This is a genomic window from Clostridium folliculivorans (assembly GCF_024341905.1).
GTDB lineage: Bacteria > Bacillota > Clostridia > Clostridiales > Clostridiaceae > Clostridium_AR > Clostridium_AR folliculivorans.
The window spans coordinates 460,676-474,291 of the sequence record NZ_BQXY01000001.1 but is presented as its reverse complement, the minus strand read 5'-3'; the positions used below and the strand labels follow the sequence as shown (position 1 = coordinate 474,291).

Below are 13,616 nucleotides of genomic sequence, written 5' to 3'. Positions count from 1 at the left end.
ATTCACTCCTACGAAAATATCTTAAATATCTTTTTAAACAATCCCTGAACTCCAGTTCCATTTTCTTTTTCAGCTGACCCAAGTAAATGATTTCCTATATTTTGAATACATTCTGCAGCATCTGAGCCTGGATATCTTACTATAAAAGGCATCTGTTCTCTAACAGCTTGAACTAATTTCTTATCATCTAACACACATCCATAGTATTTTAAGTTCATGCTTAAAAACTTATTTACTACGTTTTCAAATTTAGAAAACGTTTCTTCTCCTTCTTTATATGAAAGAGCTTTATTTACTACTACATTTGCCCTATCTTTTATCTTAAAATGACTTGTAGCCTTCAGAAGACTATAAGCATCTGTCAAAGAAGTAGGTTCTGGTGTAGTTATAACGATAAGCTCATCACAGCAAGATATAAATGCTAATACAGTTCTATTGATACCTGCTCCAGTATCCATAAATATATAATCGAAATCTTCTATCTCAGAAATTTTACTTAAGAACACTTCTCGCTCTTCATCGGATAAATCTTCTACCTTGTTAAGCCCTGAGCCTCCTGGCAATAGTTTTATACCGAATGGTCCTGTCGCTAAAACATCATTTAAATTTTTATTATTATTTATTACATCAAATATATTATACCTCGAAGAGATCCCCATTAAAACATCATCATTCGCCATTCCTATGTCAGCATCGAAGATTAATACTTTTTTACCCATCTTTTGCAAATGAATCCCTAGATTTACTACAAAGTTGCTTTTTCCAACTCCACCTTTACCTGAGGTTATAGTTATTATCTTCCCTTTTTTTGTTAAAGAAGGATTGCTACTCTGCGCAAGCTTTCTAAGGCTCTCAGCTTGATCTAACATATATTATCCTCCCCCATAATGAGCTTAGCTATCTGTTCTTTTGTAAAAATAGTTATGTCATCCGGAACTGTTTGACCTGTTGTCATAAAGCTTATTGGTTTATCTGCCAATTGCAATATGTTTAAAATGGATCCATATACGGAAGTCTCATCTAGTTTGGTTATTATCACGTGATTGTAATTTAATATCTTAAACCCCTCTACTATTGACTTTATATCACGATTTTTTGTAGTAGCACTTATAACTAAATGTATGTTATCTGAATTAACTTTTTGTACAAAGGCTCTTAGTTCAGATATTTGCATTGAGTTTTTACTGCTTCTTCCTGTAGTATCTATAAGGATTACATCACAATCTTTCATAGAGTTTACTGCATCTTCCATCTCTTTGATTGTTATAACAACTTTAAATTCTAAATTCATGATTTCTGCATATGTCTTTAATTGATCTACAGCGCCAATCCTATATGTATCTACTGTTATAAGCCCTACTTTTTTCTTTTCGATTAATGCCATTCTACCTGCAAGCTTTGCTATTGTAGTTGTTTTACCGACACCGGTGGGCCCTACTAATACAACCGGTCCTTTTAAATCTACATTTTCGACTTTAATTCTTTTTTCTATAACATTTTCTAAAGCCTCATCATCATGCTCTGCAGATAAAGGTATATCTTTAATTAAAGTTTCCGCTAAATTTTCTTCTATATCATTATTTATAAGGCTTTTTCGGATATTTTCATAGGGTTTTTCTTTAGCATCTTCACCAGATATAACCTTAGAAATTAAACTTTTCATTTCTCTCATTTCTTTTACTATATAGTCTTGTGTATTATTTGGAGAATAAGAATCCTTTAATGTCTCATTCATCAGTCTGTTAGAGCTTGCTCTGACTGTAGAACTTCCATCATCTTCTCTATCTGTTTTGTAATTTATACCACTTTTGCTACTAGATATCTGATCATTCATTAACTTTTTTATACTCTCAATGGAGTCTTCCAAAGTATCTTCTTTCTTTCTATTATCAGCTCCGTCTTTTTTTGATGCATTTTCTACCGCAGCTGTTACCTCTATCATTTTAGGTGAAAAGATGCCAATGAATCCAGGTTTCTTTACTTTTCTTTGACTTATTATAACGGCATCTTTTCCAAGCTCATATCTGATTCTTGTCATTGCCTCATTCATGTTTTTAACCATGTATCTTTTAATAATCATTAAAACGTCACTACTCCTTCAGTTCTAATCTCTACATCATTAGGAATCTCATTTAGAGATATTACCATAACATGAGGAAATACCATCTCAATTAGCTTTCTGAAAGGAGCTCTCACATTTGGTGATACTAAAATAACTGCTTGATTATTGAAAAAGTAAACAGAATCTAAAGTGTTCTTTATTGAATTAAATATTATAGTAGTAGTATCTGGATCAACTGCTGGGAAAGAACCATTGATAGACTTTTGGATGTTGCTTACTATCACTTCCTCAATTTGTGGATCCAATGTTACAACAGATACTCTTCTATTTTCATCAATTATCTGATTACATATAGTTCTTGATAATGCAAATCTAACATACTCAGTGAGAAGCTCAATATCTTTCGTATTTCTTGAGTTATCTGCTAAAGATTCCATAATAGTTACCATATCTTTTATTGGAACCTTCTCCCTTAATAAGCTTTGTAATACTTTTTGTAATTCTCCGATTGTCATTAAGTCTGGTATAAGTTCCTCTACAACCGCACCATATTTTTCTTTAGTATTATCCACTATTAGTTTAACTTCTTGTCTTCCTAATAATTCATAAGAATGTGCTTTTATTGTTTCAGTTAAATGAGTAACCATTACAGTAGTTGGATCTACAACTGTTAACCCCTTAATTTCAGCTTCCTCTCTTTGATCCTTGTTTATCCACATAGCAGGAAGTCCAAAGGTCGGCTCTATTGTTCTAATACCTGGTATATCTGCATTTTCACCAGATGGATCCATACATAAAAGCATGTTTGGCATCATTTCTGAACTTGTTACTACTGTTCCTCTAATCTTTATAACATATTCATTTGTTTTAAGTTGAAGGTTGTCCCTAATTCTTATAGGTTGAACCACTATTCCCATTTCTATAGCACATTGTCTTCTTACTGAAGCAATTCTTTGTAGTAAATCTCCACCATTACTTTCATCAGCTAGTGGAATAAGTCCATAACCTATTTCTACTTCCATAGGCTCAACCTGTATAAGAGTCATTACATTTTCAGGTTCTTTTCTTTCTACTTCAGCAATGGCTTCTTCCTCTTGAACAATCTCTCGTACAATCTTTTCTTGTTCATCTTTATATAATGCATATGCTCCTGCTCCAAAGCCTACAGCCATTATTAAGAACGGTACCTTTGGCATTGCAGGTATTAACGCTAAGAATAACATTAATACTGAAGCAAGTCCTAAAACTATTGGGAAACCTGTAAGCTGTTTTGATACAATTGAACCAAAGTTCTCTGCACTACCAGATCTTGTTACCAATATACCTGAAGCTGTAGATATTAATAGTGCTGGAACCTGGCTCACTAATCCATCACCTATAGAAAGTCTTACAAACTTTTGTGCAGCTTCTGCTATAGGAAGTCCCATCATAACACTACCAATTATTATGCCTCCAAGTGCATTTATTAAAGTAATAATAATAGCTGCAATTGCATCTCCTTTAACGAACTTAGAAGCACCATCCATGGCTCCATAGAAATCAACCTCAGCCTGTAGGTCCGCTCTTCTTTTCTTAGCACCCATTTCATCTATAAGTCCTGCATTTAAATCAGCATCAATACTCATTTGTTTACCTGGCAACGCATCTAGTGTAAATCTAGCTGATACTTCTGATACTCTTCCAGAACCGTTAGTTATTACAACGAACTGAACAACCATTATGATTAAGAATATTATAATACCTACTACATAGTTACCCCTGATAACAAACTCACCAAAGGCATCTATTACTTGCCCCGCATATCCACCAGTTAATACAAGTCTTGTGGAAGATATGTTAAGTCCAAGTCTAAACAGCGTTGTAACCAACAATAAGGTTGGAAAAACAGATAATTGCAATACATTAGTTGTAAACATAGTTATAAGTGCTATAACCACTGATAAGGTTATATTCAGTGCTATTAGTATATCTAGCATAGCTGCCGGGAAAGGTATTATTATCATTAATATTATGCCTATTACACCTAACGCAACAACTACGTCTAGATTCTTTTTCAAGCTTATCTTTCTGCTACCTTCCATAAATTAATCTCATCCCTTTCCTACTTTTTCTTCATCTTAAAAACTATTGCTAGTATCTCAGCTACCGCTTGATACATATCTGCTGGTATCTCTCTATCTACGTCTACCTGCTCATATATAAGTCTTGCTAAAGGTTTGTTTTCTAATATCGGAATATCATTTTCCTTTGCTATCTCTTTTATTCGAAGGGCTACATTATCAGCACCCTTTGCAGTTACCTTTGGTGCTTCCATATTTCCTTCTTGATATTTAATCGCTATCGCAAGATGAGTAGGATTTGTTATTACTACTGTTGCATCTGGGACAGCTTGCATCATTCTTTTAGTTGCCATTTCTCTTTGTCTTTGTTTTATTCTATTTTTAATCTGAGGATCTCCTTCCATTTGCTTAAATTCTTCTTTTACTTCTTGTTTAGACATCCTCATTTCTTTATTAAACATTCTTCTCTGCATAAAATAATCTGCTGCAGCTATTACCACCAACACTAGAGTAATTTTCATAAAGATGTTAAGTAATAATCTTTTGAACTCTGCCCCTAAGGATGGTAAATAAACATTTCCAATATTTATAATGTCTGAATAATTTGATTTTACAAAGTCATAGCCAATATATGACAATACGCAAACTACTATAAAGTTTTTCCCTAAGTCGACGAAATTTTTCTTAGAGAACATATTCTTTATTCCTTTTAGTGGATTAAGTTTTCCTAAGGATGGTTTCAGCGGTTCACTTGTAAACAAGAAACCACTTTGTGCAACTGAAGATACGATGCCAATAACCATTATAGGTACCACTATAGGTATTAAATCCTTCATTACCCTATAAGTCACCATTAAAGATAATCCACTTAGATAACCTAAATTGATTTCTTGGTGAAAGTTATTTGATAAGAAATATATAAGATTATATTTTAGATCACTACCTATATATCCACCTAGTGCAGCTATTACAAGTGTGCAAGCCACTAAAGTCATTGCAAGGTTTACATCCTTACTACGAGGTATTTGACCTTTCTTTCTCGCTTCAGATTTTTTCTTAGGAGTTGCCTCTTCTGTTTTGTCTTCTGAGGCGAATATGAATACTAGGGGTAAGGCCTTATAAATATTTTGATATACATCTGGCAGATAACTGAAAGCTGCTACCATTGCTTTAATTATCATAGGAAGTGCTATCATAAATGAAGCTATTCCAACTAACATCTTGATAGGCATTCCAAGTATCATTATATTTAGCTGTGGCACTGTTCTGGATATAAGTCCCATAGTTAAATCAGTTATTATTATTATCAATACTATTGGTATTGCAATTTTCAAACCTATTATAAAATACTGTGTAAAAGAATTAAGTATCGTCATTATACTGCTTTGAAATATAATGCTTTTACCTATACCTACAATCTTATAACTGCTAGAAAGCTCTTTGATGAGCATATGGTGCCCATCTACTATGAAGAAAATCAATATAGCTACCCAATATAAAAGTCTAGATAATAAACTTGAGTTAGACTTTGTGTTTGGATCAAACATAGATATCATACCAAGTCCTATCTGCTGATCCATAAGGCTTCCTGCCATTTCTATAACATAGAATATAATAGAAGTTACGAAACCCAAGGTTATTCCTGTCATAACCTCATTAAATGCATAAATTATTATTGTATAATTGCTTTGAATATTTTGAATCGTACTTATGTCTATGGTTCCTACTAGTATCATTGATAATATAAGATTTAGAGATATCTTAAAGGCTGCAGGTGTTCCTGAAGGAAAAAAATTAGGTATTATTGTAAAGAATGTTATGAGTCTTAAAAAGATAAAAAATATCGCTAGAAAGTACGCTGTATCAATCAAGTCTATCACCTTTAACGTACTATATTAGAGATCATTTGAAATATTCGCTCAGTGAAAGACATAAGTTGTGTCAACATCCAACTACCTAATAATAATCCAACAGCTGCAACTGCTATGAGTTTTGGGACAAAAGTAAGTGTCTGCTCTTGTATCTGAGTAGACGCCTGAAAAATACTTATTAATAAACCAAGCACTAGTGAAATCACCAAAAAAGGTGCTGAAAGATATAATGCAGTTGTTAATGCATCTTTTATTATTCCTATAACTAATTGTTCACTCATATTAACTCACCTCAAGAAAAACTCATAATTAACGATTTCACTAGTAAGTACCATCCATCTACCAAAACAAACAAAAGAAGTTTAAATGGTAGAGAAATCATAGCTGGCGGTAACATAAACATACCCATAGACATTAGAACACTGGAAACTACCATATCTATTATCAAAAAAGGCAAAAAAATCAAAAAGCCAATTTGAAAAGCTGTTTTTAATTCACTAATTGCAAAAGCCGGAATCACAACATATAGAGGAACTGTATTTTGATCTATTTTAGTTGCATCCAATTTTGCTGCTTCAATGAAAAGCTTTAAGTCTTTTTGTCTTGTCTGTTTCAACATAAATTGCCTTAATGGCTTTGAACCAACATCAATCGCCTGCTGCTGAGTTATTTTGTTATCCATATAAGGTTGCAGCGCATTGGCGTTAATATCATTATACACTGGCTGCATAATAAATATAGTCAAAAATAATGCCAACCCAATCAAAACTTGGTTCGGTATGGACTGTTGTGCCCCTATTGCATTTTTAAGGAAAGAGAAAACTACTACAATCCTAGTAAAACTGGTCATCATGATCAGAAAGGATGGTAGTACTGAAATTAGTGTTAACATTACCAATAGTTTTATATTTGACACATAATCTTTAGGATTAGTTGTATTTCCCACAGTAATATTAACATTAGGTACAGGGGTGTCCTGTGGAGCCGCTTGTGCTTTATATGTAGTAAGTCCTATTAAGACAAAAGCTAATATTAAAATAAATATGTATTTCTTTTTCAATTTCATCTTATTTTTCCTTTAAATCCTTTTACCTTAATATTTCCGATAATATCCGAGTACTTCTTCATCATATCCTGTTGAAACTGATCCTTACTTTCTAATATGTTTTTCAAAGTCTCTTCATCAATTTCTTCAAGTTTTTCTGTGCTGTTCTGAGAACAACTCATCACAACACCTTTACTGCCAATCTGAAGAAGCACTATAGATATTTCTTTAGATAACTGAATCTTTTCTATTACTTTTATATATCTACCTTTTTGGAGACTATTATACTTGTTTCCAGTAAGTTTTAGTGAAATTAGTGCCAAACATAGAATAAGTAGAAAACTAAACACTAACTTTATAATTAGAAAAAATAAATCCATAATTTAATCATCCCTTACTGTACTATAAGTTCTTGAAAATATGCCTCTATAAACTGACCTTGTGTAACTCTTTTATTTAATGTATCAATTAACTCTTTTTTAACTTGTTCTAAATTCTCTGATTTAAAATCAGCTGCTTTTTTTGATTGCAAAAATTCAAGTGCTGTTGATTGAAGTGCAATTAAATCGTCAGTTGTTTCTGTTGTAAGTTTTTTATTAGTTTTATCGTAACCAACTGATACCTTCGCTTTAAGATAATGTTTTTCTTTATCATCGTTAAGATTTACTGTGTATTCTCCAAGCTCCAAATAAGCTTCTGAAACTTTAGCAACTACTTTTGAACTAGAGGTACTTGAACTGTCTTTTCCCTTTACATAAAGAACGTAGTATCCTCCAAAAAAGCCCATACCAGCTAGGATTAAGACAAGTAAAACTATTATGATAAGATTACTCTTTCCCCCTCCGGTTTTCTCTGCCTTCTCTTTTTTTTCTTTTTTTTCTTTCTTCTCAGCCATTACTTCTTCTCCCTTTCTATTGCAACTATCAAGATATTTATTCTTCTATTTTTAGCTCTATTTTCAGCTGTGGAGTTATCAACTATAGGTTTATATTCTCCAAATCCTGCAGCGGTAAATCTAGCAGCATTCACATTTTCTTGATCAATAAAAAATTTAACAACATTAACTGCTCTCGAAGCAGAAAGATCCCAATTGCTCTGAAATCTATATGTATTTATAGGCACATTATCAGTATGCCCTTCGACAATTATATTATTGGGAACAGTTTTAATTAGACTTCCAAGTTTATCAAGTAAATTTTTACTATTTGGAATTAAATCAGCTTTGCCTGATTCAAACAACACACTATCTCTAAGCTGTAGTATAACTCCTCTATCATCTTGTTTTAATTCAACTGATGCTCCAAGTTTATTATCTTCTATAAATTTCTTAGACTTCTCATATATTTCATTAATATTTGCCTTTTTTTCTAAGTCGCTTGCAGTATTCTCCACAGTAACCGTACTCTGTGCTTTAACCTTTGCACCTTGTCCTGTTAATATGCCCTGTAGCGATGTTGGTATTGAAGACAAACTTTGCTCATCCATAGTTGAAAAAGAATATAATAATATAAAAAGTATCAAAAGAACCAATGTAGTACTTGAGAAAGGTATTAGCCATTGGTCATTTTTAACTTGTTCTTGCTTTACCCTTCTTCTAGCCATTATATACAGCCCCTTTTAGACTGCTTGTATTTTTTAAATACTCCAATCTTTCTTGAGGTGAAAGATAATTAACAAGTTTTTGTTCTATTATTCTAGGGTTTACTCCAGATTGTATTGAAAGAACTCCTTCAACTATCATCTCTCTAATTGCAACTTCTTTGTCATTTTTAACTCCTAAATTAGCTGCAACAGGATTAAGTATTACATTAGCTAATATAACCCCATAAAGAGTTGCTACAAGGGCTTTTGCCATCCCTGAAGCTAAAGAACCTGAATCATTTAAGTTAGAAAGCATTTGTATAATTCCAATTAAAGTACCTATCATACCAAAAGCTGGCGCATAGTTGCCCCAAGACCTAAATATGTTTGCTCCTTTAGTATGTCTATTTATCATTTCATCTATTTCTAGTTCCATTATTTCCTTAATCATTTCTGGCTCTGTTCCATCAACAACCATTCTTAAGCCGTTCTTGAGAAATTCATCTTCCATGGTGTTTATATAATCTTCTAATGAAAGTAGTCCATCTCTTCTTGCTTTCTTTGATATATCGGTGAACTGAGTCACAATTTCACTTCCTGAAATCTCAGTATCCTTTGTTGCTGAAATGAATACTTTACCAATATTCTTAATTTCATCTAAAGAATAATTTACCATTAATGCACAAAGTGATCCCCCTACTGCTATCAATATAGACGGGAAATCAAAAAATATTTTAAACCCTGCACTATTGTGCATACCAAAAACCAACATGATTATTCCAGCTATTAACCCTATTACAGTAAGCGAATCAAACTTCTTCATAGCTTACCTCCTATTACTTTAGAGTGAATATCTTATTCTTGTATCTTATTACTTTATCCACTACTTCTTCAACAGTTTCTAATACAATATATTTCTTACCATTAGTAAGAGTAATTATAGTTTCTGGAACTTCTTCAATTTTTTCTATATGTTCAGCATTTAAAACAAATTCCTGATTATTCATGCCAGTAACATTAATCATTAAAGCCTCCTATTAGTTGTATGGGACATCATTTAGATGTCCCATATATTTTTTACTATCTCTTTAAGTTGATTATATCTTGAAGTATTTCATCACCAGTATTGATCATCTTACTACTTGCTTGGAAAGCTCTAGTAGCAGTTATCATATCAGTAAATTGTTCTGCAAGGTCAACATTTGACATTTCAAGCATACCTTGAAGTGCATCTCCGAATCCCTTACTATTATCATCATCTCTAGTGTTTGATCCACTCTTTATAGTAGCTTCTCCAGAGTTTACTGATTGAGAATAAAGGTTACCACCAAGTTTAGTAAGTCCTGATGCATTCTTAAAGCCAGCCATTGCTACCTGTCCAAGTGCTGCTACCTTTCCATCTTCAAGAACTCCGTTTATTATACCATTTTTATCTATTGTATAGCTTTTTATTCTAAGTTCTGTATCTGTTCCAGGTATTTTAACCTTTTCTGGTATTCTTAGAGTTTTTAAAGCTCCGTCATATGCCTTTACAACCTTAGTTCCATCAACAAAAGCAACGTCTCCATTACCATCTAAGCTTTCAACTGGAGTACCTCCATCTGAAATATCAGAAAAGGCTTGTGAATCACTTAATTTCCTTACAGTTGAAGTAGTTGGTACTGAAAGAGTCTGATTTATTTGAGCACTACTTAAAGCATCATTTAACTTTCTATTTAATCTATCTATAGCAATACCTGGTGTTACAAAATCTCCATTTATTATTATTTTTTTATTAACAGTATCAACATCAACTGTTGTATCAGTTCCTTGGGTAACCTTACCAACTTGTACTGTATATCCATTTAAGGCTGCTCCTGGACCTGCTGCAAAAGTTAAGCCTAAAACTTCACCTTTGATTTGAGGAGCTTGCTTATCTGAACCTCCAGAGATATTGTCTGATACAAGGCTTGTGTAAGTCTTTCCTGTTCCGCTTCCTACTGTAATAGCATAGTTAGTATCATAATTTGCAGCATTTACTACTGGATCAGTAGCAACATTTGTTTGTACTGCTGGAGAAGCACTTAATATTGCAGATTTTATTGCATTCTGTAATTGTGTTGAACTTACTCCATTTGGATTCAAGAAATCTCCTGAGATTGTTATAATCTTATTTGTAGCATCACATTGTGCAGTTACTCCTGGAGTAGCTGGTGCTACGTCAGCTATTTGGAACCTATATCCATTGTAAGCTGATCCCACAGGGAAAGATAACTTTAAGTTTGCAACTGTAATATCTGATGGCTTGCTGTCATCGCTACCATTATCTATCTTTCCTAAGTCTGTTACTGGTGAAGTTGTTACACTTCCTGTTACGCTGCTTAATTGTGGAGCACTTATACCATTCTTACTTAATTCATTATTAAATGCAGTTTGTAAAGAAGTAAGATTTGCACCTAAAGTTCCTGCTGTAGTATAATCTCCTGTGATTGTGATAACCATGTTTGATTTATCTACAGTTACACCAACAGCTGAAGTAGGAGTTGTATCACCATATTTTATTGTATACCCATTTAGTTTTCCACCATTAGTGAAATTAAACGCTAAGCCGCCGATATTAGCTTTTGCAGCTCCAGTTGTTGCATCTACAGTTCCTGGTTGAGCTTTATAAGAACCAAGATTATCAGTAGCAACATTTGATTGTGATAAGCTTGCAAGTGATCCTGTTATCTTGTCTACAGTTTGAGTAATCTTTTGCTCACCTAATCTTTGATTTATGATATTCTTTATATCATCATTACTTACATTTCCATTTACCATATCTACATCTACTATAATTTTCTTTGGAGCTGTAGTCTGGATGTGAGCATCAGTTGTTGTATTAGCTCCGATTTTACCAAGTTCTATAGTATATCCTTCTAATTGACTTCCATTACCAAATTGGAAAGTTAATCCTCCAGCAGTTACATTACCTGGTGCAGCATCATCTAGACCTCCTAAAGCTTTTTCAGATGATAACTTAGGAATTACATCTGCTTTACCTGCAACTGTTACACTCTGAGCTATTCCAGCTGAGTCAAGTGCCTTGTTAATAGCAGATTCTACCTGTGCTCCTGTTAGAGCTCCAGTAGTTGCAAAATCTCCATTAACTACAATTTGCTTATTTGCCGAGTCTACTACAGCTGACGTAACTGTCTGTGGTCCTATTTGACCAGCAACAACCTTATAGCCATTTAAAGCAGATCCAGGACCAAACTTAATATCTAAACCATCTAAATTAACTTTGTTTGGTGCTTGACTACTTGGAGCAACTGATGTATCATCATTACTTAATGCATATCCCATAACTCTGTATCCATCTGCTGTTATTAGATTTCCTTGTTCATCCAAGCTAAAAGCTCCATCTCTTGTATACATAAGTTGAGCACCTGAATTTGTCATTGATTGAGCAGTTATATTATGTGCACCAGATCTTTGGTTTACTTCTAACTGATTGTCCCCAAATACTGCTGAACCTTTACTAACCATGAAGAATCCATCTCCATCGATAGCCATATCTAAAGCTCTTCCTGTAGGTTGTAAGTTACCTTGCTTCATTACTGAATCTATACTCGCAAGTTTAACTCCAAGACCAACTTGTGCTGAGTTTACACCACCTTGGTTTGCATTTGGTGCCATAGAATCCTTAACACTTTGGCTAAGCATATCTTGAAATCTTGCAGTTGAAGATTTAAATCCTGTAGTTCCAACGTTGGCTATATTATTACCTATAACATCTAGCTTAGTTTGGTTTGCTTTCATTCCACTAATTCCTGAATACATTGATCTTAACATATATATTGACCTCCCAAAATTTTAATTTAAAATACCTTGCTTCTATCCTTCCACAAGGTGAGGCCCCCATCTTAGGTCCAGCCTCTTGTTTATAAAATCACTACGCTATCTACGTTTGTGAATACATTTTCCTGAGCTCTATTCTTCTCTACCGCAGTTATGATTGTATTATTCTCTACACTTGCAATCAAAGCCACATCCTTGTATACCATGACCGTATTCTTTGCACCCTTCTCCTTGGCTAAATCAAATCCTCTTTGAATTTCCATGTAATCTGCTTTTGAGAATTTTATATCCTTTAATCTTTCCGATGCATGATTAGAAATCTTATATCCATATTCTTTTAAGCTTATTTTCTCATCTAATATATCTTTAAAGCTTTTCTTACTAGCATCAGTATTCTCTTTTTTTGTTTCTAAAGGTGCAGTTAGGTTACCAACTAAATACGGTTTACCATTTACTATCCTATAACTCACACCTACCACCCTATTCTACAGCATTTACTTTTGTAAGCTTATCGTAAGTGAACGTCTTTAGAGTATCCTGTCCATCAACCTTAACTGATAAGTTTATAACTCCATTTTCCTTTGATACACCCTTTACAATTCCCTTGTAAGCATTACCAGCACTATCTTTATCTGAGAATTCTGCTTGCTTACCAATTAGTGATGCAGCTGATAAGAAAGACATATTTCCATTGATATTTGTTATTGGTGCTATAGTACTGTCTGGTACATCCAAAACAGATTCAATATTACTCATCGAGAAATCTTTATACTGATTTTGTCCATTTACATTTACAGCTACGCTGATTGTAGTTTCCCCATTCTTAGTACTTACAGCCTTTACTACTCCTGTATATGGAGTTCCGGTTTCGTCAAGGTCTTTCATAGTAACACCTTTACCCACTAGTGAATTAGATGCAAAAGAACTCATTGTAGTATTTAAATTTGCCATTTGTTCCATTGAAGTGAACTGTGCCATCTGTGATATGTACTGTGTACTGTCCTTTGCGTTATCTGGATCTTGGTTTGACAACTCTGCAGATAAAATCTTTAAAAACGAATTCTTGTCCATATCCTTACCAGGTTGTATTATTGTTGTACCTCTTGAAGTAGCTCTTGATCCGTCATAATTTTGCACAGAGCTAGTTGAATTTATATCAGTTGCCATTATTACACCTC

At 33.5% G+C, this 13,616-nt stretch carries 14 protein-coding genes; all 14 read right to left on the bottom strand.

The window, feature by feature from the left end:
• Positions 1 to 8: 8 nt before the first annotated feature.
• On the bottom strand, positions 9 to 869 hold the full coding sequence (locus OCU55_RS02080) for a MinD/ParA family protein (protein ID WP_261850659.1): 861 nt from the start codon (positions 867 to 869) through the stop codon (positions 9 to 11).
• On the bottom strand, positions 863 to 2,080 hold the full coding sequence (gene flhF / locus OCU55_RS02075; protein ID WP_261850658.1) for a flagellar biosynthesis GTPase FlhF: 1,218 nt from the start codon (positions 2,078 to 2,080) through the stop codon (positions 863 to 865). Before flhF ends, OCU55_RS02080 begins: the two co-directional genes overlap by 7 nt.
• Positions 2,080 to 4,143, bottom strand: a complete 2,064-nt coding sequence (gene flhA, locus OCU55_RS02070) for a flagellar biosynthesis protein FlhA (RefSeq protein ID WP_261850657.1) — start codon at positions 4,141 to 4,143, stop codon at positions 2,080 to 2,082. Before flhA ends, flhF begins: the two co-directional genes overlap by 1 nt.
• A gap of 20 nt (positions 4,144 to 4,163) precedes the next feature.
• The gene (locus OCU55_RS02065; protein WP_261850656.1) at positions 4,164 to 5,993 is read right to left on the bottom strand and encodes a fused FliR family export protein/FlhB family type III secretion system protein; all 1,830 of its coding nucleotides are present in this window, start codon (positions 5,991 to 5,993) and stop codon (positions 4,164 to 4,166) included.
• An 11-nt stretch (positions 5,994 to 6,004) separates the two neighbouring features.
• Positions 6,005 to 6,274, bottom strand: a complete 270-nt coding sequence (gene fliQ / locus OCU55_RS02060) for a flagellar biosynthesis protein FliQ (RefSeq protein WP_261850655.1) — start codon at positions 6,272 to 6,274, stop codon at positions 6,005 to 6,007.
• A gap of 11 nt (positions 6,275 to 6,285) precedes the next feature.
• Complete coding sequence (fliP, locus tag OCU55_RS02055; protein ID WP_261850654.1) at positions 6,286 to 7,059, bottom strand: flagellar type III secretion system pore protein FliP; 774 nt, start codon at positions 7,057 to 7,059, stop codon at positions 6,286 to 6,288.
• Positions 7,056 to 7,418 (bottom strand): flagellar biosynthetic protein FliO, encoded by a 363-nt coding sequence (locus tag OCU55_RS02050; protein ID WP_261850653.1) that lies wholly within the window; start codon positions 7,416 to 7,418, stop codon positions 7,056 to 7,058. Before OCU55_RS02050 ends, fliP begins: the two co-directional genes overlap by 4 nt.
• 14 nt (positions 7,419 to 7,432) lie before the next feature.
• Complete coding sequence (locus OCU55_RS02045; protein WP_261850652.1) at positions 7,433 to 7,933, bottom strand: flagellar basal body-associated FliL family protein; 501 nt, start codon at positions 7,931 to 7,933, stop codon at positions 7,433 to 7,435.
• Positions 7,933 to 8,640 (bottom strand): OmpA family protein, encoded by a 708-nt coding sequence (locus OCU55_RS02040; protein ID WP_261850651.1) that lies wholly within the window; start codon positions 8,638 to 8,640, stop codon positions 7,933 to 7,935. Before OCU55_RS02040 ends, OCU55_RS02045 begins: the two co-directional genes overlap by 1 nt.
• The gene (locus tag OCU55_RS02035; RefSeq protein WP_261850650.1) at positions 8,633 to 9,442 is read right to left on the bottom strand and encodes a motility protein A; all 810 of its coding nucleotides are present in this window, start codon (positions 9,440 to 9,442) and stop codon (positions 8,633 to 8,635) included. The genes OCU55_RS02040 and OCU55_RS02035 overlap by 8 nt, the downstream gene beginning before the upstream one ends.
• A gap of 13 nt (positions 9,443 to 9,455) precedes the next feature.
• Positions 9,456 to 9,644 (bottom strand): flagellar FlbD family protein, encoded by a 189-nt coding sequence (locus tag OCU55_RS02030; RefSeq protein ID WP_261850649.1) that lies wholly within the window; start codon positions 9,642 to 9,644, stop codon positions 9,456 to 9,458.
• A 55-nt stretch (positions 9,645 to 9,699) separates the two neighbouring features.
• The gene (locus OCU55_RS02025; protein WP_261850648.1) at positions 9,700 to 12,432 is read right to left on the bottom strand and encodes a flagellar hook-basal body complex protein; all 2,733 of its coding nucleotides are present in this window, start codon (positions 12,430 to 12,432) and stop codon (positions 9,700 to 9,702) included.
• Positions 12,433 to 12,521: 89 nt separating this feature from the next.
• Positions 12,522 to 12,908 carry a TIGR02530 family flagellar biosynthesis protein gene (locus OCU55_RS02020; RefSeq protein ID WP_261850647.1) on the bottom strand — a complete coding sequence of 129 codons (387 nt, stop codon included), beginning with the start codon at positions 12,906 to 12,908 and terminating at the stop codon, positions 12,522 to 12,524.
• Positions 12,909 to 12,918: 10 nt separating this feature from the next.
• Positions 12,919 to 13,605, bottom strand: coding sequence for a flagellar hook capping FlgD N-terminal domain-containing protein (locus OCU55_RS02015; RefSeq protein ID WP_261850646.1), 687 nt, complete (start codon positions 13,603 to 13,605; stop codon positions 12,919 to 12,921).
• Positions 13,606 to 13,616 lie beyond the last annotated feature (11 nt).